Here is a 19324-nt window from a genome sequence, read left to right as displayed (position 1 = left end):
CACTTCCCAGGCGCTGAGGATGCGGGAGACCGTGTGCAGCGTCGTGCCGGTCATCTCGGCGATGTCGCGCCGCGAGATCGGGAAATCGACGCGCATGCCGGCCTCGACGGGCTTGCCGGCCTGCTCGACCAGCCTGAGCACGGCATGGGCCACGCGGCGCTCGACCTCTTCGGTCGACATCTCGCGGATGCGGGTATGGGCCTCGTCCAGGCGCTGGCCGATGGTGCGGATCGCGCTCATCGCCAGTTGCGGGTTGCTTTCGACGAAGCTGTCCCAGGATTCGGTCGGCCAGCTGGCGGCGAGGCTGTCGACGGCCGCCGTCGCGGTACCCGGATAGTCGCTGCGGCCGAGCGCCTTGGTGAAGCCGAACAGGTCGCCGGGATGGACGATGCGCACGATGATCTGTTGGCCGTCACGCGTAACCTGCGTCACCTTCAGCCGACCGTGCAACAGGAGGTAGAAGGCCTTGGCCGGGTCGCCCTGCTCGAACACGGATTCACCCTGAGGGACCCGCCGCGCGCTGGACTGCGCCGTCATGAGGTTGAGCTGGGCATCGTTCATCGCCGCGAAGAGCGGAATGCTACGCAGCACGCTGCGGTCCATGGCCACGATGCTGTTGCCTCCCCTGCGGTGGGCTCGAGAAAACCCCGCGATCAACGATCTTACGCTAAAAGAGAAATAAGACAGCAATCGTTCCGGCCGTTCAAGTATATCACGATAGCCCAGCGAGGGCGATTCTGCCTCCCGCCAGCAGGCAGACAAGAGTGGCATAGGCAATGAGTGCCCCGGCCAGCGCGCGGCTCTCGCGCTGCAGCCGCATGAAGCCCAGAACGACGAGCACGGCCTTCGTCAGACTGAGTCCGGCGATGGCGAGCCCACGAAATTCGGCAGGGAGATGAGGCGCTGCAAATAGGCTCAAACCCGTCGCAACAAGCAGGCCGACGAGGGCAACCGGAAGCGGCAGGTCACGGGTAGAGTGCATTTCAACCGAGATAGATGACGGGGAGGATCAGGAGCCAGACGAGGTCGATCACGTGCCAGACCGTGGCCACTGTGGCGACATGGCTCGGTGCTGGCCGCCAGGCGACGAGCAGCAGCAAGCCGGCGACGAACAGCACATGCGCGAAATGGAAGCCGACGATGAGCGGATAGAGCTCGGCGAGCCGCCCTTCCATCGCCCCGAGCGCCGGAAGTTCGTGGGCGAAGGCTGCGATCTTCAGCCCGCAAAAGACAAAGCCGCCGAGCGCGGCTGCAATGAGGTTGCGACGCGGATTGCGGCCATAGGCTGCGCAGGCTGCGAAAAAGCCGCTGGTCATCAGTACGGCGGTAGCGATGCCGGCGAGGTTCAGATCCAGCGCCCGGTGCAGCGTCGTCAGGGCAGGCGGATCGAGCATGCCGAGCAGCAGGAAGGCGCCGAGCAGGGCGCCGAAGACGACGAGCTCGCTCCAGACGAGAACCCAGAGCAAAAGCTCCGTGCCGCCTTCGGACGTCGGCTTGGCGCCGTCCAAGCTGCGGCTGGCGACCGTGACGGTCATACCGGCAGCAGTCGATTGAGACCCGCAGGCAGGTGGTCGCGCCAGTTGTGCTCGCGGACCAGCCGGAAGCCAAGATTGTCGGGCGGAGTGCCGACCGAGCAGCCGCCGCTCTTCGGATTGCGGATGAAGAAGGTCATCGGCGCGCGGTGCTGGCCCTCAACGACGTAGATGCCGCAGTTGCTGGTCTCGCCGGTCGTGCGGCCGGCGGCGTCCTGCGAGACGCGGCGCAGGCAGGTTTGCGTCCATTCCCAGACATTGCCGGCGATGTCGTGGACGCCGTGCTCGTTGGCGCCGAAGCTGCCGACGGGCCGTGGGGCGGGGTCGCTCGCCGCCTTGCGGTTGGCCTCGCGCTCATAATCGGCGAGCCAGCGCCGGGCCGGATTTCTGGCGTCGGCGTCGAGGCCGCGGGCATCGTCGACGAGGCGCGAGCCGGCGGCATGTGCCCATTCGCGGTCGGTCGGCAGACGCCAGACCGCGTGGGTCTCGCGCGTCAGCCAGGCGGCATAGTCGGTGGCGTCGGCGTGGCTGACGCCGGTCGCGGGCAGGTCGCCGCGCGGCGCCGGGCTGTCGAGGCGCTTGCAGGCCCCGGCTGCGATGCAGCGCGCGTAATCGGCGGCTGTCACCTGATAGCGCATGATCTCGAGCGGCTCGCGGATCGTGACCGTGACGCGGGGTGCGTCGACCGGGCGGCCGGCGCGGCTGTATTCGCCGTCGAGGCGGTGCAGCAGTGTCGCGGGCGGAACGATCGCCGTCTGGGGCAGCGGAACGGCGGGCGCGGGCCGGCGGATCGGCGCGGCCAGCAGGAGGGCGGCGGCCCCGGTGAGGAGCAGGAGGCCGAGCGAGGTCGTCAGCCCCGGCAGCGTTGGGCGCAGCGTGGTGGCCATGATCAAAATCCCTGTCGGGAAGAAGCGCCTCCCCGCCGGATGACGGGGAGGCAGGGGACGGTCAGATGCCGGCCGGAGCCAGGATCTGCTTCATCAGGTCGTCGTTCCACTCGCCCTCGACCTTGAAATGGCCGGCGGCGCCGAGCTCGAAGGCCTCGATCAGGTTGTGGTTGACATAGGCGTAGATGCCCGGCTGCAGGAAGGTATAGAGCGCCGCGCCCGCGCAGCCGCCTGGGATGAACCAGGTCTCCAGGTCGCGCTCCGGCGGGTTGCGGAACTTGCCGGTGGCCCAGACATAGTCGCCGTGCCCGCCGATCAGGTGGGGCCGCGTGTCGCGATTGGCTTGCGAATGCACGATCAGCACGGTCTCGCCGACTTTGGAGGTGAGTGCGTTCTTGCCGGTCAGAGCACCGACCTTGCCGTTGAAGACGACATGGGTCGGGGTCAGCGTCCGCATCGCCTTGACGACATCCTCATGTGACTCGCCGACACTGGCATAGCGCTTGAACTTGCCGTTCTCGTCGCGCGGGACATAGAAGTCCTGCTCGCCGACATAATAGACCTTGTCGTATCTCAGGGCCTTGCCCTGGCCATCCTTCAACCCGTCGCGCGGCAGCACCATGATGGCGCCATTCATGCCGGCGGTGACGTGCCAGGGCACCATGCCGGGAGGGGCGCAGTGGTAGACGAACACGCCCTGCCGGGTGGCCTTCCAGCGTAGCACGACCTTCTCGCCGGGGTTGACCTCGGTCAGGCCGCCGCCGCCGAGCGCACCGGTCGACGAATGGAAGTCGATATTGTGCATCAGCTCGTTGGTTTCGGCGTTGATCAGCGTCAGCTCGACATAGTCGCCCTCGTGCACGACCATCAGCGGGCCGGGCACCGTGCCGTTGAAGGTGAAGGCGAAGGTCTCGGTGCCGGCATCGTCGATGACGATCTTCTTCTCGTGGATCGTCATCTCGAATTCGACGAGCTTGGGCCCGCCGGTCGCGATCTGCTCATGCGCATGCACGAAGGGAGGATCGACCAGCTTCGGCTTGACGCGCGGCAGCCTGGCGATATCGGCGGCGGTGGCCTTGGTCATCACGGCCTGCGCCTGAGCCGGGGCGGAAGCGGCCTGGACGATCGCCCCCGTGGCTGCCGCTCCCGCCAGAATGCTGCGGCGGGTCAGTTTGAGTTCTTCGCCCATTTTGAGCCCTTGGCCCATGGCTTGTCTCCTTGCCAGTAGACCGGAGTTCGACCGGTCATGAAGACTTTAGGAGCCTGGCGAAATCCGTCTTTGTTGCAGCACAACATTTTCGACGATCCTGACCGGGATCTCACTCGGCGGCGATCATCGTCGGCTCCCAGGCCGGCTCGTAAGTCAGCGTCACCGTGACGGCCACGACGCCCTCGACCGCACCGGCGGCCATGGCCACGGCTTCCTTCAGGAAACCGGCGAGCGGGCAGCCGCGCGTGGTCGTCGTCATTGTGATGGTGACGGCGCCGTCCGGGGCGGCCGTGATCGCGTAGATTAGACCGAGATCGACGACGCTGCGGCCGATCTCGGGGTCGAGCACATCGCGCAGCGCGATCCCGACGAGGCGTTCGAGATGGGCGCTCATACGTGCGCCCTCCCGCCACCATGGCGCACGAGCAGGCGATAGGCCGAACCGGACGCGTCGAAATTGCCGGCCCATTCGTGCTGGCGCTTGGCCAGCTCGGGGAAGAGGAAGACCGGCTCGCGGGCGAGCAGCGCGAACAGCACATCGCCGGGCTGCATGCTTTCGAGTGTTTCGAGAATGCGAACCATGGGCTCCGGCGGCTCGAGATCGACGAGGTCGAGTTCCTCGACGGGATCGCCCCAGAACACGGCGGCGGGGCTGCTGCCGGTGGCGAGCCCGGCATCGGCCTGCATTCCGGCGACCGGCGAGAACACGACCTCCCAGTCGCCGTCGTCGAGGGGGCGGTCGCTGGCGGAAAAGCCGCGATTGGCCATCACCGAGAACAGCGGCACCGGCCGGAAGGGCGCGACGAGGCGCAGGGACTCGCCCGGCGCGAGCGCGTCGACGGCGTCCATGATCGCCTGGAATGGTTCTTCGCCGCTCCGCAACATCGGGCGCACGTCAAGCTCGCGGATGGGCGATGCTTCCGGCTTCGACATGGACAGGTCTCCTTTCCTCGGCCCGCGCGGCCAAGAGCCGGGGGCGTTCATGTGCCGGCGGCCGGTCGACCGCCTTGATCTGCGACAAGCGGCGAATGCGGATCAGCTCGGCGACGAGGCCGGCAGTGCCGATCAGGCAGAGCGCCATGGTCGCTCGGAAGCCGTCGATCGTCTCTATGGCGAGCGCGGCTGCCGCCAGTGCGATCCCGCCATAATAGAGCAGGAACCACCAGCCGGTGCGCGGCATGGCGACGAGATCGCCGACGCGCGGCACCGGGCCGCGCCCGAGCCGGGGCGCATAGGTTTCGAGCCAGGTCACGAAGGAGACGATCTTCACCAGCTGCGCCAGCGTCAAGCCGCCGAGCCAGCCGAGGGCGATCAGGAAGACGAGCGCGGCGATCAAGCCGTCGCCGGCATGGGCAAGAACGGCGACCGGCAACAGTGCCACCCCGAGGCCGAGTGCGACGAAGGCCGGGATGCTGGCGAGCATGTTGATTTCGAGCGTTTTGCGCCGGCGGGTGCAATAGAGCGCGTGGATGTCGCGGCCGTAGAAGACGCCGGCCAGAATCAGCACGGCAAGCGCTGCCGCGATCCATACCGCGCCCGGTTCGATGCCCGCGAAAGGCGCGGCGAGGCCGGCGAAGGCGAGGGCGAGCCCCAGGCTGGCGAGCAGCAGGACCGGGCGCACGCGGCGCGCAGGTGGTTCGGGCGCCATCATGAACATGACGAAGAGGCGATAGCTGACGCCGATGGCGATCAGCCCGAGCCAGCCGCCTAGGCCGAGCAAGGCGTGGAAAGGCAGGCCGTCGGGAAGCAGGGTGATCGTACCTAGCCAGCCGCCGCGTCCGGACAGGAGTGTCGTGAAGGTCGCACCGCTCAACGCCGTGACCGCGAGGCAGGCGAGGCCGGTGAGGACGAAACGAGCGAACAGGGTGATCGGCCGTGCACTCAGCAACGTCGTAACCAGCATCAGGCCGAGCAGGGAGAAGCCGGCGAGCAGGAAGCCGGCGCCCAGCGGCAGCAGGTCGAGCGGGGCCTCGATCCAGCCGGCGAGCGTAGCGAAGCCGGCGCAGAGCAGGATGAGGCCCGCGATGAGCACGAACAGGGCCGGCAAGGCGAGGCCGGGGAGAGCGAGGGGGCGGGAGACCAGCACCGGCACGAATTGCAACAGCGCGCCGGCCATGGCGAGGCTGAGCCAGCCGATCGCCACGAGATGGACGAGGACGAGCGTCGCGGGCTCCGCGAGGCCGGCGGCGGGATAGCCGATACCGGCGATGGCGAGCGCTTCGGCCGCGAGCAGGAAGGCGAGGGCGGCTGCAAAATAGCTCATCGTCCAGCGGGACAGCGACGCCATCGGCATGGCTGCGGTCTCCAGGTCTCTGGGCTCAGTGGCCGCAGGTGCAGGAATGGCCTTCCTCATGACCGCCGCAATCGGCGGCATGCTCTTGGGCCTCTTGGGCGCCGGCTTCGTTGCGGCCGATCTCGACCTGCCAGATCTCCGGGCCCTGCACGATATAATCCCAGGAATAGGCGCCGGGATAACGCGCTTCGATCTGGCGGCGCAGCGGCGCGGGGTCGTGGTCGTTGATGATCCTGAAAGCGTCGCCGGAGGAGAGCCGCTCCATGATGCCGAAGATCGTAGCATGGCGCACGACTGGCGGGATGGTGCGCACATCCAGCGGTTCGAGAGGCAGGATGGTCATGTTTTCCGGCTCCAGTAAGGCCCCAACGCGGGGTGTCATTGAACCTAGCCGAACCGGGCCTCGGGCAATTTGTCTAGGCTCAAAGAGTCTGCAGTTGGCCTATTCACTGTTCGAGAAAGAGGACGACCGCGATAGCCAGCGAGGCGAGTACCGCCGTGGCGAGCCCACCCTTCTGCAGCACGCCCATCCGGTAGAGCAGCAGGGCCATCACGATGATCGCGGGCGTGGCGACGACGAGTCCCATCTGAGCGTCGGTCATGGCAGCTGTCCTCACGTCGCGAGCGCGCGGTAGATCGCCGGCAGGGCCGCTGGCAGGCGGTCGAGCCGCGAGACCACGGCATGGCCGTTGCGGCCGAAGAGATGCGGGATATAGGCGCGCGACTCGCGGTCGACCGTGACGGCGAAGACGCAAATGCCGGCGCGGCGCGCCTCGATCACCGCCATGCGGGTATCCTCCATGGCAAAGCGGCCCTCGTAATGGTCGATATCGTTGGGCTTGCCATCGGTGAGGACGAGCAGGAGCTTGCGCCGGTCAGGCCGTGCCTTGAGGCCGGCAGCGGCATGGCGGATCGCGGTGCCAATCCGGGTATAGTAGCCGGGCTTCAGCGCGGCGATGCGGGCCTCGACTGCCGGCCCCATCGCCTCGTCAAAACGTTTCACCGTCTCGATTCGAACCCACTCGCGCCGACGCGAGGTGAAGGTCAGGATCTCGTGGCGGTCGCCGCAGGCGGCGAGCCCGTGGGCGAAGACGGTGAGCGCCTGTTTCTCGACATCGAGCACGCGCAGATCGTCGAACCAGGAATCGGTCGAGAGCGAAACGTCCATCAGCGTGGTCACGGCGAGGTCATGCGCCTGCGGCCGGCTCGCCAGATGGATGCGGTCGCTGCCGGAGCCGCCGGCAGCCAGATCGGCCTGGCGACGCACCACCGCGTCGAGATCGAGGTCGGGGCCGTCGACCTGGCCGCGTTGCGGCTCGCGCAAGGGACGCAGCGCCTCGAACCGGCGGCGAACCTGGCGCACCAGCGCACGTGTCGCGGCATCCTGCACCGGGGGCACCAACTCCTGCTGCGCCATGGCGGCGAGCACGCGACAGTGATCCTCGCGATAGGAGGCGCTGCGGAAATCCCATTCCGGATAGGTCAGGGCGCCGGCCAGGGCCGTCTCGTCCATCGCTTCCGGCGGCAGATCGAGATCGAAGCGAAAGCGCGAGGCCGGGCGGCCCTTCCGCTCGCTCAGTACCATGTCGTCGAGTTCGGCGGCGGCCTCGGGATCGTGTTCCTCACCGTCGTCGGAAGGGCGGTCGACCGCGACCATCTCCGACATCGCCAGGATCTTCTCGAAGCGGTTGAGGATGAAGGGGCTGCGCTCGCGCCATTCTTCCGCCGTCTCGTCGCGGCTGGCGGCATAGGCCTTCATCTGCTCCTCGGCTTTGACCGAGGCCGGCGGCTGCTGCTCCTCGCCGCGGCGGCGCGTTCGGGCTGGAACCACTGCGCTTGCCAAGGGCCAAAGCGGCACGCCGAGCGCGGGTAGATAGCCAGACGGAGCGGACGCCTTCCAGTTTGCCGGGGACAAGTCGACCGCCTCGCCTCGCAACAGCTCACAGATCAACGCTTCCACCTTTGCCTCTGTCGCTGGCAGGCCCTCTCGACGGCGGCTGGCGACTAAGGCGTCCGCCAATCGGCGATAGACCGGGACAAGGCCGGGAAAGGCCTTGAGAACCGTCGCGACCAGTGCGCGCGCCGCGGCGATCAGCGCGAGGTCGCGCCGAAGCGGATCGGTCTGCGTCAGGGGAGCAGGAGGTACCGCGGCCATGGCCGCGGCGAGCCAGACATAGAGGTCGCGATTCAATCCGGGCTGCGGAAACAGCGTTATCTGTGCCGGTAGTTGCAGGCTATCCGGGGTGCGCAGCGCCTGCGCCAATCTTTCCTCCCCGAGGCCGATGCGCTGGCGCAGGTTGAGCCGGTGGCCGGCGGCGCGTTCGCGCGCTGGGACAATCCGGACACCGGGTTCGCCGCCGAAGCCGTGGAAGCAGACCGCGAGCGTCGGTGCCATGCTCGTGAGCGTCACTGCGGCTTGCGGATGATGCGGCAGGCTCGCGGTGTCGCCGACCAGCCTGTGCCAGAAGCGCCCAACCGTCTCTTCCATTTCGAGGAAGTCCAGCATGGCAGGCTCCTAGCCGAGAACGGCGCGGGCGATTTCGACCAGCCCGGCCCGGACTTCCGGCTCGTCGGTGAGGGGCTCGATGATCGCGGCCATCACGGCTTCCTGTCGGGGCAGGCCGGCCGCGATCAGGCTTGCGGCATAGACGATGAGGCGGGTCGAGACGCCCTCTTCGATATCCTGGCCCTTGAGCGTGCGCAGGCGCCGGGCGAGGTCGACCAGCGGTACGACCGCAGCTTCGTCGAGGCCGCTTTCCCGCGCGACTACGGCGGTCTCCTGCTCGCGCGGCAGGAAGTCGAAGCTGATCGAGACGAAGCGCTGGCGGGTCGAGGGCTTCAGGTTTTTCAGCAGGTTCTGGTAGCCGGGGTTGTAGGAGACCGCGATCATGAAGGCGGGCGGGGCGGAGAGCAGCTCGCCGGTGCGCTCCAGCGGCAGGATGCGCCGGTCGTCGGTGAGCGGATGCAGCACCACCGCCACGTCCTTGCGGGCCTCGACGATCTCGTCGAGATAGCAGAGCCCGCCCTCACGCACCGCCCGCGTCAGCGGGCCGTCGACCCAGACGGTCTCGCCGCCCTTGAGCAGGTGGCGACCGGTGAGATCGGCGGCCGAGAGGTCGTCATGGCAGGCGACCGTGAAGAGCGGCAGGCCGAGCTTTTCCGCCATATGCGCGACGAAGCGGGTCTTACCCGAGCCGGTCGGGCCCTTCAGCAGCAGCGGCAGACGCCGCTCCCAGGCCTTCTCGAACAGGAAGCGCTCGTTGCCGGAGGCGGTGTAGGCGGGAATGTCGATGGTGTCGGCGGAGGCCAGGGTCGGCGGGCGCGGGATCATGTTCATCGCGGGCATCCAGTGCAATCAGGAGGGCAGCAGCCCGCCGGCCGGTGGCCGGCGGGCGGAGGCGTCATTCTGCCGGTTGGGCGAGAGCGATGGCGCCGGCGCTGCGCTCGCGGCCGGGCACCAGCACGGCCCAGGCGAACATCAGCGCCGAGATCACCACCACGACGCCGGAGCCGAGCCGGATCCAGTAGAACAGCACGAGCTGATCCTGGACCTCCATGAAGTACTGGCCGAGCACGCGCTGGAGATGCGCCTGCACCACGCCGGCGAAGGTCAGCGCGAAGGTCATCACCATCATTGCGGGCACCATCAGCCAGAAGCTCGCGATCGAGAGCCACTGGTTGTAGGGCGCGCGGTTCTTCAGCTCGGGAATGGCGTAGGCCATCACCGCGAGATTCAGCATCACATAGGCGCCGAAGAAGGCGAGGTGGCCGTGGGCCGCCGTCAACTGCGTGCCGTGGGTGTAGTAGTTGACGAAGGACAAGGTGTTGAGGAAGCCCCAGATGCCGGCGCCGATGAAGGCCATCACCGAACAGCCGACCGACCAGAGCAATGCCGCCCTGTTGGGATGGTTACGGCCGGCCTTCCAGGTCATCTGGACGGTGAAGAGGATCATGGTGAAGAAGGGCGCGACCTCGAGCGTCGAGAACAGCGAGCCGATCCACTGCCAATATCCAGGTGCACCGATCCAGTAGTAGTGGTGGCCGGTGCCGAGGATGCCGGAAAACAGCGCGAGCCCGACGATGACGTAGAGCCACTTCTCGACGACCTCGCGGTCGACGCCGTTGAGCTTGATCATCAGGAAGGCCAGCACGGAAGCCATGATCAGCTCCCAGACGCCCTCGACCCAGAGATGGATGACGTACCACCAGTACATCTTGTCGAGCGCCAGGTTGACCGGGTTGTAGAAGGCGAAGAGGAAGAAGATCGCCAGGCCCCAGAGGCCAAAGAGCAGGATGTTGGTGACCGTGGTCTTGCGGCCTTTCAGAGAGGTCATGGTGATGTTGAACAGGAACATCAGCACGACGACGACGATGCCGACCTTGATCGCGAAGGGCTGCTCCAGGAACTCCCGGCCCTCATGGATGCGGAAGAGATAGCCGACGACGGCGACCGCCGCTGCGACGAAGAACAGCCAGAACTGGATGACCGCGATCTTGCGGCTGTAGAGTTCGGTCTGCGCCTCCTCCGGCAGCAGGTAATAGGTCGCGCCCATGAAACCGAGCAGCAGCCACACCACCAGCGCGTTGGTGTGGATCATGCGCACGATGTTGAAAGGCAGAACGACCGACAACGTGTTGGGCAGGACATAGATCAATCCCGCCACGACCCCGAAGGCGACCTGCGCGACGAACAGCGCAAGCGCGCCGTAGAAATAGAGCATCGCGACGCTCTGGGTCTGATATCTCGTCGTATTGTAGCCTGGCATGGCTCTCTCCTGTCGCGACATCTCAGCCGGCATCGTTGGGCGGCCAGTTCTGGGTCTTGATCCGGCTCGTCCATTCTAGGAAATCGGCGAGATCGTTGAGTTCCTGCTCGGTCAGGTTGAATTGCGGCATCTGGCGCCGGCCCTCGATCCCGGTCGGCTGCGCCGCCATCCAGGCCTTCAGGCTCTCGCGCGCGCCGGTCGCATCCTTGTCACCGCCATAGCGCTTCCAGACATTGCCGAGCTCGGGCGCGAAATAGGCGCCCTCGCCGAGCAGCGTGTGGCAGTTGATGCAGGAGTTGCGCTCCCAGACATGCTTGCCGCGGGCGACGGCCGGGGTCAGCGTCGATTCATCGGTCGACTGCGTCCGCATGAACCAGTGGCTATGGGCGGTGAGCCCGACGAAGATAGCGAAGAAGAAGATCGATCCGCCGTAGAAGACATTTCGGGCTCCCGCCTTTGTCAGACGTTCGGACATGCGTTCACCCTTCCGTTGCGAGGGCTTGCGGGGATGCCGGCGAAACCGGCGCGTGAAAGCCCGTATGCGGAAGGCAGGGGCGAGCCGGTGATAGCGAGGCGGCCCGGAGGCTTCTTTGCGTTTGGGCAAACAGGGAGGAGGCTACCTCCCGAGCGCTTTCTGTCGGCGTAGGGGAGCCGGCTTCAGAGATTGCGATCGACCTATGCCGCGGTCGCCAGGTTCATCAGTGCGGGGATGTCGCGTACCACCAGCGTCCGCCGGCTGCCGGCGAGGGTGCCACGCCGCTCCCAACCGGTCAGGATGCGCGAGACATTGTACAGGGTTGTTCCGGTCAATGCAGCGAGCCTGCGTCGATTCATCCTTCAGATACAGCTCAACCCCGTCAGCGCCGGTACATCCAGCTTCCACAGATGCGTGTCGGCGGAGCGGCTCTGGTCCGCCTCGATCGCGGCAATGGCGCCGTCGACCCATGCCAAGCTGCCGCTACCTCACCCTTGCCCGACCTGTTTTGCATTCGAGCACTCCACTCGATCGCGGGCAGATCATGCTCGGTATCTGGCGGCGGCTCTTGGTCTGCGTAAAGCGCAGGCATGAGCAACAGCTGGATCAGCAGTGCTCAAGGATCCGCCTGGTCACGAGATCGGTCTGGAACCTTGACGCAGCGCTTTGATGGTTTCCGTGTTCGGGCAATATCGCCCGTGGCGCAGGGGAGCGTCTTGCTGGCTGAGGTCGCTGCGGCATCGGCGTGTCATCGCACATCCCGCGCAGACGATCGCCATGTCCCGCATCACGCTCGCTTGCCTGCGAGCCAGTTGTTCGGGGTCGATCCCCAGGCGCACGAGCAGTCGGGGAAGCAGTGCGGAATCTGTGTCGCTGCGGGATACGAGCTGGCGCAGATCAGCTTCGGGAATGGCATTGTCCCGGGCCAACTCGGCCATCGCCGTCGGACCGAGAGCTTCGAGCTTTTTCAGGTAGGATTGAACGCGCCACCACTGGCGAACCGCTTCGACGATCTGCATGACAACCTCCAAGCTTCCACGCGACTATCGACCCGTTGGTGGCGACGTTCGTTGCGGTGGCTCAAACCTCCCGTCATGGATCGCTCGCTTGAACGATGCCGCTCTCCGCCTCCGGCCGAAGCAGACCTTCATGCGTTGGGAGATTGCATGCCGCGGCGTCGCGCCATGGCAGCTCAGCGTGAAACCGGAATTTACAATGCATCTTTTCCACGATAAAGATCGATTGAGAATATATCTTTCAAGGGAAGCCAGCCATGATCGGCCGACCGCGTGACACTTCCGGCACCGCCAGCACGTTGGTGCCGATGCTGATATGGGGACTTGTTCTGGTCGTTGTCGGAATGGCGTTCGTCATGGTCTTCGCCTAACGCTCGCGCGGTTTGCGCGCGCAGTCGTCTCGCGGATTTGAGACATGTCGGCGAGAACGTCAGGGCGCGGCCCCGCATGGCGCGGAAGGGCTGCAAGGCCAGGCCCGTCTCGCCCACGTCCCGTCTCGCCCACGTCCCGTCGTAAGGCAACGACCTAACGGAATGGCCGGCCGGAACATTCGGGATGCCTGATGCGACTGACGCAATTTTCCGATTATTCACTCAGGGTCCTGATGTATGCGGCGAGCCGGAATGAGCGCCTGATCACGATCGAGGAGACCGCTGCCACCTATCGGATTTCGCGCACGCATTTGATGAAGGTCTGCAACCAGCTCACCAGGGCCGGGTTCCTCCGGGCGGTCCGCGGTCGCTCCGGCGGGCTCGCCCTGGCCAAGGCGCCGTCGGAGATCGGGATCGGCGAGGTCCTGCGCCTGACGGAACCGGATTTCGCGCTGGTCGAGTGCTTCGGCGGCGGCAATGGCTGCACGATCGCGCCGCGCTGCCGGCTCCAGGGCGTTCTTCACGAGGCGCTGGCCGCCTTCCTCGCCACGATCGATTGCTACACCCTGGCCGATCTGATGCTGAACCCGGCGGATTTCGGCATCGCGCCGGCGGCTTGAGGCGGATCATCGTGGCGGCCTTCAAGGGCTCTGGGGCGGCAGAAGGGAGCGGCCAACGATGCGACTGGTATTCGAACAAGCCTTCGGCCTCGACGAGGACAGCCTGCATGACGTCGTCGCTACCCTGAGCGAGCGGCTGCGCGCCCATTCTGGCTTGCGTCGCCCGCTCGATCGCGTCGTCGGCAACCGCTGGTCCGAATTCGAGCACGATCTCGCGCATTTCATCGCAGCTCTTGGCGCGCGCACGGGCGATCATGGTGGCGGCCTGGCGGCGGTGTTCGCGGCGTTTCCGGAACTGGCGCCCGAGCACGTCATCGATGCCCGCGATCTCTTCGCCGAGGCCGCCCTGGCGGTCCTGCCCCTTCATGCCGCCGCATCCCTATCGGAACTTACCGACCGCGTCTGCGATCTGGCCCTGCGCGCCCTGCGTCCGCAGCCCGGCCAGGACGTCACGATGCCGCTATCCCACCGGATCAGCGAGGCAGAGGAGGCACTGCGGATCGGCGCAGGCCTGTGAGATTGCAGGCGCCCCCCGCTCAAGCAGTCTCGCCGAAACCGCTCCTGCCATCTCGGATCTGTATTGTCCGGGCATACTTCCGGCAAAGCCCTTCCTGAATCCGCTGGCATGATGCCTCGTGCCCTGCGCGCCACGCCGCAGGGGAGGCCATCAAATTGGCCATGGCGATCTGCTTCTCGTATTGAGCGAGCTGCCAATCTCATTTGCGACGAAGTGCGAAGCCACTGGATTATGGCCCGGAAATCGGACGCCCGTGCGTCCGCAGATGTAACGTTCGCTGACGCGCGCTTACTTCGGCACGCCATTGATGACGAAGAGGGCACGCGTGAACTGATCGGGCGGGAAGCTCCCAAAGCTACGGGCATAAATCTCCTTCACGCGATCCGTGCGATAGAGCTCCGCCAGCGTGGCATCGACGAGCAAACGCAGCTTTTCGTCGCCGCGCGGCAGAGCCAGCGCGTAGGTCTCAAACGTGAAATACTGGTCGGAAAGCTTCATGCCAGAGCGGCTCGGGCTGTTCAGCAGATGATAGCTGAGGATCCCGCGATCCGCGAAATAGGCGTCGATCTTTCCTGCGGAGAGGCTCCGGACACCGTCAGGATGCGTCGGCATCGGAATGATCTCGGCCTGGATTCCGAGTTGCGCCAAGGTGGCCTTCAGGACTTCCTCGGTCGTCGTGCCTCGTAATACGCCGACCTTTTTGCCGCGCAGATCCTCGAGGCGGACGACTTCGTCACTCCGGTGGAGAACTCCGGCGCCATCAATGAAGGTCGGGAGTGAAAAATCAACGATGGCGCGCCGCGACATGGTCATCGAAGTCGGGTCACAAAGAAGATCGACCCTTCCATCACGCAGCGCTTCCAGGCGATCCGTGGAAGAGACCTCGACATACTCGATCTTGAGTGAAGCGATACCTTGCGTATTCTTCACGCTGGCAGCGACCTCGCGGCAGAGATCGACGATATATCCGGATGGGTCTCCCCTGGTCGTACGATAGGAGTACGGCGGCGCATCAACCCGGAAGCCAAGCCGCAACGTACCTGTTTCGCGAGCCCGTGCCAGGGTGTCTGCCGCCAAGCTTGCCGTCGATATCGCCGTGCAAAGAAGAGCGATCCAAAAAGCCCGCATAATCGCCTCCGTTCTTTGGCAAGGAAGCACACAATAGGCCAGCAGGATAAATCGAAGAACGTCGTTTCTGGTGGTCAAGGCTTGCGACGCGTGCGTATCGGCGCGATCGCGGCCCCGGCGGCTGACCGATAACCGTGAATGACAGAAGGGCGCCAGTCGCGACCGTCTGGTTGCACTCCAACCCGCCTGCCCGATAGCGGCCATTGTCAGTGTCAGGAATGGGAGGTGGGCTCAACTGATCGCTGCAACACAAGCCAGCTGGCGACGGGAAGCGACAACCTCGGCAGCAAGCTATGATCGGAATGCCTTAGAGTCATATTGGACGCCCGGCTCGGGCCGGGCGTCCATGGCCTGCCCCCTGAAAAGTGGCCCTCCCTGAAGTAGGCTTTTTGAGCCTTTGGAGGATGCCGCTATGGCGCAGAAGAAGCACAAGCCTGAAGAGATCGTCGCGAAGCTGCGGCAGGTCGACGTGCTGTTGTCCCAGGGGCGCCCGGTCGCGGAGGCGATCCGGGCCATCAGCGTGACAGCGTTCACCTATTACCGCTGGCGCAAGGAGTTTGGCGGGCTGAAGTCCGACCAGGTGAAGCGCCTGAAGGATCTGGAGAAGGAGAACGAGCGGCTGCGCAAAGCCGTCTCGGATCTGACGTTGGAGAAGCTGATCCTCAAAGAGGCCGCCTCGGGAAACTACTGAGCCCCGCCCGTCGCCGTCGCTGCATCGGCCACGTCATCGAGAAGTTCGACGTGTCGGAGCGGTTGGCGTGCCGGGTTCTGGGGCAGCATCGATCTACGCAACGCAAGGTTCCGAAGGGTCGCACTGACGATGCGGCGCTCACCGCCGACATTGTCGAGCTCGCCACCCGCTATGGACGCTATGGCTACCGCCGGATCGGCGAGCAATCCTCCGAACCCGAGTTCGTTAAACAGCACGTAGCGCCGTTCAGGTAGCCATCTTTCGAAGTCCCGGTTGAGCGACCAGAGATCGCGAGCCGATCCGCTCACAAAGTGAGACACACGAACCCGTGTACTGTCTGGGCCGGAGCGGACGACACTGCCAACGGCGACGATTTCCTGGCCGATGGCGATGAGGTCGCCTTCGGCGTCCGAACCCGATGCTCCAATACGGCGCGAGCTTTCGTGTTTGCGCTTGATCTTGCGGAGGGCATCGACCGTGTAGCGCTTCTCGTCCCGGTCGATCAGGACGCCGCATGAGGCGCACAGCCATATCCCGTTGTCGATATGAGACCGTTGCTCGGGCGTCATCATTGGGTCATACCGGCGCGCTCCGGATCCCGGAGCGGCGGCGCAAAAGTGCGCGGCGACACCGATCATCGTCACGGCACTGGCCCCTTCGTCGCTCGGTCCGACCGTTGGGCATTTGCACAAAGAGCAGACGTAACTGGCGCGCAGCGCCAGATCGTTCTTCGTCCGGGCGCTGAAATCATCTCGCGTCTTCGTCATTTCAGCTGGCGCACTCTGGGGCCCGCGGAATTCTCGCGGTGACGGGTTGCTGCTGTTCGAGCTTGTTGGGGTATCGCATCGACCGCGTTGAGCAGCCGCTCCGAATAGTTGTCTGCGGTTCTCTTCAGTGCACTTTCATTGGCGCTTGCCAGGATCGCTGCGGCGATCACGATAATCCCCCCGGCCTCGAGGTATGGATGCCGCCCAAAAAGAAATGCGGCCGCAGCACCGAGAAAGGAGGCCGCGACAATGCAAAGCGCGTAGGACCTAATTCCGAGCAGGTTGCGACGGAATCCGTAGGAAATATTCTCCTGATGTACCACGTCGAAAGGCGGCTTCGCCTTCAGCTCCAGCGCCTTGTTGCGCAAGCGGTCAGAACAGGTCTCGTAGAGCAGTTCGGCGCCAGCCGGATCCTCGTCCTCTTCCTGTTTGGTGGGCATCCGTTCGACAAAGCCCAGCTCGACCATCCGGGCATGGAGGGACGCCTTCAAGCCTGGCCGAACGGTTTCGTCGCGATGCCGCAGCATCCGCGCCGTAGGCGGTCCACCCCATTTGGCCCACAAGGGCTTCTCGATGGCCTTTCCGGCATCCCGAACCAACTGGCCGAGAACCATCGCAACGATCGCGATTACCGTGCTGCCAGCGGCTAGCTTGATCGGCCATTCCGCGAAAGGAATCCAAGCCGTCACCGCGAGGCAAGCCGCCATACCCACCAAAACGGCAGGCCCCACCCGGGCAAGGAGTGTATAACGGTCGACGAGGCCGATCATGCTGCTGAACTTCTTCTTGGGTGAAGGCTTTCCAGGCGACCTTCCAGAGACAAGAACCGAAAGCGGCTCGGCGTTCGGATCAGCATCAGCACCGGGAAAAGTTGCGCTAGTGCCAAGCTGATGGCAGTCATCACATCAGTTCGGGAAGGGCCGCTGTCAGCCAGATGGTTGTGCCAGGTTCCGATCGGGTAGATCGCGCCACGGTAGAGATCGGAGGATGCCTGAAGCGCCTTCGAAAGGCCGCTCACGCCGAGCTCGAACTGGGATGCGCTGAACTTGCTGTCGGTCGGAGCCGGAAAGATATCGACCACGTGGAAGACGTCGCCGATTTCAGAGTATCGCCCCATTACAACGCCGCCGGTTTCAACACCCGGGCGTCGAGCGATTTCGCGATCGATCAGATGGACGACCCGAGCGTTGAGCCGGGTCGTGCGCGTCATCCCGTGCTCACTCACTTGATGAAAGGGCTCTATCCGCGTCCTTTCCCAGTGCAAGGACAGTCCGTCGGACGCAAACGTGCCTAGAAGCAAAGCGCCAGCGCCGGAGGGCAGGCCATCACGGTGCAGTCGGCCGAGCTCCAACGCCATTGGGGCGGTCAGCGTGCTGATAAGGCTATCGGGCATCGCCGACGTAACCGACGAACAGCCCTGTCCGACTGCGATGGTCTGTGCCTCATGCCCGAAGGCCGCTTCGCGGGCAGCCGGATCTGCACCCAGTAGCCGATAGCCTTCGACGGTCAGATCGAGCAGAGACGGATTACTTTCGGGGCCTTCGATACCCATGAAGCCGATCTTGCCGCCTCCCAAGAGACTGGTCTCGATGGCGCGGGGCCGATCCTGGATCACGTTGGGCAGAGACAGAGCTTCGGTAATGGTGGGCGATCCCGTTGCATCGACCAGAAACGACCGATCACCTCCCCATAGTTTCCTGCGGTGCGCGGGATCGTCGTTCAGGGAAGCGCCGACAATGTCGCCACCGAATGCTTCCGCTTTCTGGCCCAGCCCCCGTAGCGCCCCCATGAGCTGTCCGGATTTCGAGCAGCTCAACATGGCCTCGGATTCGCCCATGGGCAGCAGGGCATGCCGGGCATAGTTGTGGGGATTCAAGCGGTCACGATCGACGAGCATCGACGGTCCGCGACCTTCGCGGGCGAGATGGATCGCCAGCTTCGAACCGACGCTTCCGCATCCAAGAAGGGTCCAGGAGCGTTCACCAACTTCATTCAAGCCAGATGCACGCCTAAGCAGCGCCGCCGATATTTGGTCGCGGTGCATCAGCATTCGCACCGGTACGGTCTTTGGCTTCGTGAGATCGTCTCCGGATCTGACTTCGATGAGGTATGGACACAGTTCCCAAAATGATCCCTGGCCAAGGACGGTCTTCGGTCTCCTGGCAAGGAGCACGACGGAGAGAAAAAGAGATCGCCGAAGCGGGCGGCCATCGATGCGGCGTCGCAAAAGGTCGAGCTGCGCGACCAAAGGTTCACGGCATCCGAGCTCCCCACCGCGCTCGATGAGCTCTGCCAGCGTTGTGACCGTCTCCGGGCGATAATCCTTGGCGACGAAGGGAGCCCCTGAGGAGGTATGCCCTGACCAAGCAACTATCCCAAGGGCAGGGGCGATTCCTCCGGTGGCTCCCAGCGACTGAAAGATCTTCTCATTCAGAGCCAGCTGCTCGGACGCGAGCCAGATACTCAGCCGATCGCTTTTGGGCTCGACCTCGTCATCCTTGATGATGATCGAACCGACAAAGACTGCTCCGGCATCTCGCCTGGGGAGCTGACGGACGGCCGATGCGTCGAAAACGACGACGTCGTCGATGTTATCTCGCCGCGTTGGCTCCCACTCATCATCCTCCCCGATGAGTGCACCAAACGCAGCCTTCTCAAGCCAACGGGATAGCTGATCTGCGATGCCGCGAATCCCCTGCAGGCGCATGAATTCCCGTGTCTGACCATCGACATAGCACGGGACAGGAGGGATGGAGGACGGTCCGGGTTGGATATGCGGGTGACCTCGATCGAAATCATCCCGGAGACAGATTAGAGGCGCGTCCGCGGGGTAGGACTTGGTGAAAATGAAGGTGATTGGCTCGACCGCCTTCACGCCGCAGTCGCTGTGGCCCCGCGCCTTCCATCTGTTCGGAAGATTGGTATCGAAATCGACGACAACCCGGACGGCCCCGGCAGCAATTTGCGGAGCACCAACCGCGGTAACCCGCGGATGGTCGGCGAGCTGTCGCAGTGCGCGAGCAACGGATTCCCGCAGTTCCACGATTGCTC

General features: G+C 64.8%; 21 protein-coding genes and 2 pseudogenes. 3 read left to right on the top strand and 20 right to left on the bottom strand.

Going from position 1 to position 19324, the window contains the following annotated elements:
• From BLQ70_RS18820 to BLQ70_RS18745, 17 genes and pseudogenes are all read right to left on the bottom strand, one after another.
• Positions 1–609 (bottom strand): Crp/Fnr family transcriptional regulator (locus BLQ70_RS18820; protein ID WP_091859800.1); only part of this gene is annotated, 609 nt, incomplete at its 3' end.
• A 103-nt stretch (positions 610–712) separates the two neighbouring features.
• On the bottom strand, positions 713–982 hold the full coding sequence (locus BLQ70_RS26255) for a cytochrome C oxidase subunit IV family protein (RefSeq protein WP_091859698.1): 270 nt from the start codon (positions 980–982) through the stop codon (positions 713–715).
• A 1-nt stretch (position 983) separates the two neighbouring features.
• Positions 984–1535, bottom strand: coding sequence for a cytochrome c oxidase subunit 3 family protein (locus BLQ70_RS18810; RefSeq protein WP_244512079.1), 552 nt, complete (start codon positions 1533–1535; stop codon positions 984–986).
• The gene (locus BLQ70_RS18805) at positions 1532–2419 is read right to left on the bottom strand and encodes an SUMF1/EgtB/PvdO family nonheme iron enzyme (RefSeq protein ID WP_091859695.1); all 888 of its coding nucleotides are present in this window, start codon (positions 2417–2419) and stop codon (positions 1532–1534) included. Before BLQ70_RS18805 ends, BLQ70_RS18810 begins: the two co-directional genes overlap by 4 nt.
• A gap of 61 nt (positions 2420–2480) precedes the next feature.
• The gene (gene nirK, locus BLQ70_RS18800; protein WP_091859796.1) at positions 2481–3608 is read right to left on the bottom strand and encodes a copper-containing nitrite reductase; all 1128 of its coding nucleotides are present in this window, start codon (positions 3606–3608) and stop codon (positions 2481–2483) included.
• Between the two features lie 130 nt (positions 3609–3738).
• Positions 3739–4023: a metal-sulfur cluster assembly factor gene (locus BLQ70_RS18795; RefSeq protein ID WP_091859692.1), complete on the bottom strand. Its 285-nt coding sequence runs from the start codon at positions 4021–4023 to the stop codon at positions 3739–3741.
• On the bottom strand, positions 4020–4562 hold the full coding sequence (locus BLQ70_RS18790; protein WP_091859689.1) for a DUF2249 domain-containing protein: 543 nt from the start codon (positions 4560–4562) through the stop codon (positions 4020–4022). The genes BLQ70_RS18795 and BLQ70_RS18790 overlap by 4 nt, the downstream gene beginning before the upstream one ends.
• Positions 4525–5922 (bottom strand): hypothetical protein, encoded by a 1398-nt coding sequence (locus BLQ70_RS18785; protein WP_210184324.1) that lies wholly within the window; start codon positions 5920–5922, stop codon positions 4525–4527. The genes BLQ70_RS18790 and BLQ70_RS18785 overlap by 38 nt, the downstream gene beginning before the upstream one ends.
• 25 nt (positions 5923–5947) lie before the next feature.
• Positions 5948–6265 (bottom strand): DUF2249 domain-containing protein, encoded by a 318-nt coding sequence (locus BLQ70_RS18780; RefSeq protein ID WP_425284612.1) that lies wholly within the window; start codon positions 6263–6265, stop codon positions 5948–5950.
• Between the two features lie 103 nt (positions 6266–6368).
• A complete protein-coding gene (locus tag BLQ70_RS25690) occupies positions 6369–6524 on the bottom strand; it encodes a hypothetical protein (protein ID WP_091859687.1) in 156 nt (51 codons plus the stop codon).
• Between the two features lie 11 nt (positions 6525–6535).
• The gene (locus tag BLQ70_RS18770; protein ID WP_091859685.1) at positions 6536–8428 is read right to left on the bottom strand and encodes a nitric oxide reductase activation protein NorD; all 1893 of its coding nucleotides are present in this window, start codon (positions 8426–8428) and stop codon (positions 6536–6538) included.
• Between the two features lie 9 nt (positions 8429–8437).
• Positions 8438–9253, bottom strand: coding sequence for a CbbQ/NirQ/NorQ/GpvN family protein (locus BLQ70_RS18765; RefSeq protein WP_425284614.1), 816 nt, complete (start codon positions 9251–9253; stop codon positions 8438–8440).
• A 70-nt stretch (positions 9254–9323) separates the two neighbouring features.
• Positions 9324–10688: a cbb3-type cytochrome c oxidase subunit I gene (locus BLQ70_RS18760; protein ID WP_091859678.1), complete on the bottom strand. Its 1365-nt coding sequence runs from the start codon at positions 10686–10688 to the stop codon at positions 9324–9326.
• Between the two features lie 22 nt (positions 10689–10710).
• The gene (locus BLQ70_RS18755) at positions 10711–11163 is read right to left on the bottom strand and encodes a c-type cytochrome (protein WP_091859675.1); all 453 of its coding nucleotides are present in this window, start codon (positions 11161–11163) and stop codon (positions 10711–10713) included.
• Between the two features lie 200 nt (positions 11164–11363).
• Entirely contained in the window at positions 11364–11522 is a 159-nt protein-coding gene (locus tag BLQ70_RS18750) for a helix-turn-helix domain-containing protein (protein WP_091859672.1), read from the bottom strand.
• Positions 11512–11639: pseudogene (locus tag BLQ70_RS25425) on the bottom strand (PLP-dependent cysteine synthase family protein); the annotation flags it as partial. The pseudogene BLQ70_RS25425 and the gene BLQ70_RS18750, both read right to left, overlap by 11 nt.
• Positions 11640–11795: 156 nt before the next feature.
• Positions 11796–12182 carry a DUF6455 family protein gene (locus tag BLQ70_RS18745; protein WP_091859670.1) on the bottom strand — a complete coding sequence of 129 codons (387 nt, stop codon included), beginning with the start codon at positions 12180–12182 and terminating at the stop codon, positions 11796–11798.
• 559 nt (positions 12183–12741) lie between these two features.
• Between BLQ70_RS18745 and BLQ70_RS18740 the strand changes: the two genes are divergently transcribed.
• Both BLQ70_RS18740 and BLQ70_RS18735 read left to right on the top strand, forming a co-directional pair.
• On the top strand, positions 12742–13170 hold the full coding sequence (locus BLQ70_RS18740; protein WP_091859667.1) for an RrF2 family transcriptional regulator: 429 nt from the start codon (positions 12742–12744) through the stop codon (positions 13168–13170).
• Between the two features lie 58 nt (positions 13171–13228).
• Positions 13229–13687, top strand: a complete 459-nt coding sequence (locus tag BLQ70_RS18735) for a hypothetical protein (protein ID WP_091859664.1) — start codon at positions 13229–13231, stop codon at positions 13685–13687.
• Between the two features lie 288 nt (positions 13688–13975).
• Here the strand turns inward: BLQ70_RS18735 and BLQ70_RS18730 are convergent, their stop codons facing one another.
• Positions 13976–14815 carry an amino acid ABC transporter substrate-binding protein gene (locus BLQ70_RS18730; protein WP_170843459.1) on the bottom strand — a complete coding sequence of 280 codons (840 nt, stop codon included), beginning with the start codon at positions 14813–14815 and terminating at the stop codon, positions 13976–13978.
• Positions 14816–15227: 412 nt separating this feature from the next.
• Here BLQ70_RS18730 and BLQ70_RS18725 point away from each other — a divergent pair.
• A pseudogene (locus BLQ70_RS18725) lies at positions 15228–15703 on the top strand (transposase); the annotation flags it as partial.
• Positions 15704–16269: 566 nt separating this feature from the next.
• On the opposite strand, the gene BLQ70_RS18715 reads toward BLQ70_RS18725, so the two are convergent.
• Positions 16270–17043, bottom strand: a complete 774-nt coding sequence (locus BLQ70_RS18715) for a hypothetical protein (RefSeq protein ID WP_091859655.1) — start codon at positions 17041–17043, stop codon at positions 16270–16272.
• On the bottom strand, positions 17040–19316 hold the full coding sequence (locus BLQ70_RS18710; protein WP_170843458.1) for a Mov34/MPN/PAD-1 family protein: 2277 nt from the start codon (positions 19314–19316) through the stop codon (positions 17040–17042). The genes BLQ70_RS18715 and BLQ70_RS18710 overlap by 4 nt, the downstream gene beginning before the upstream one ends.
• Positions 19317–19324: the final 8 nt, after the last annotated feature.

It is taken from the genome of Allobosea robiniae (assembly GCF_900102525.1).
Lineage (GTDB): Bacteria > Pseudomonadota > Alphaproteobacteria > Rhizobiales > Beijerinckiaceae > Allobosea > Allobosea robiniae.
This window is presented reverse-complemented; position numbering and strand designations above follow the sequence as displayed.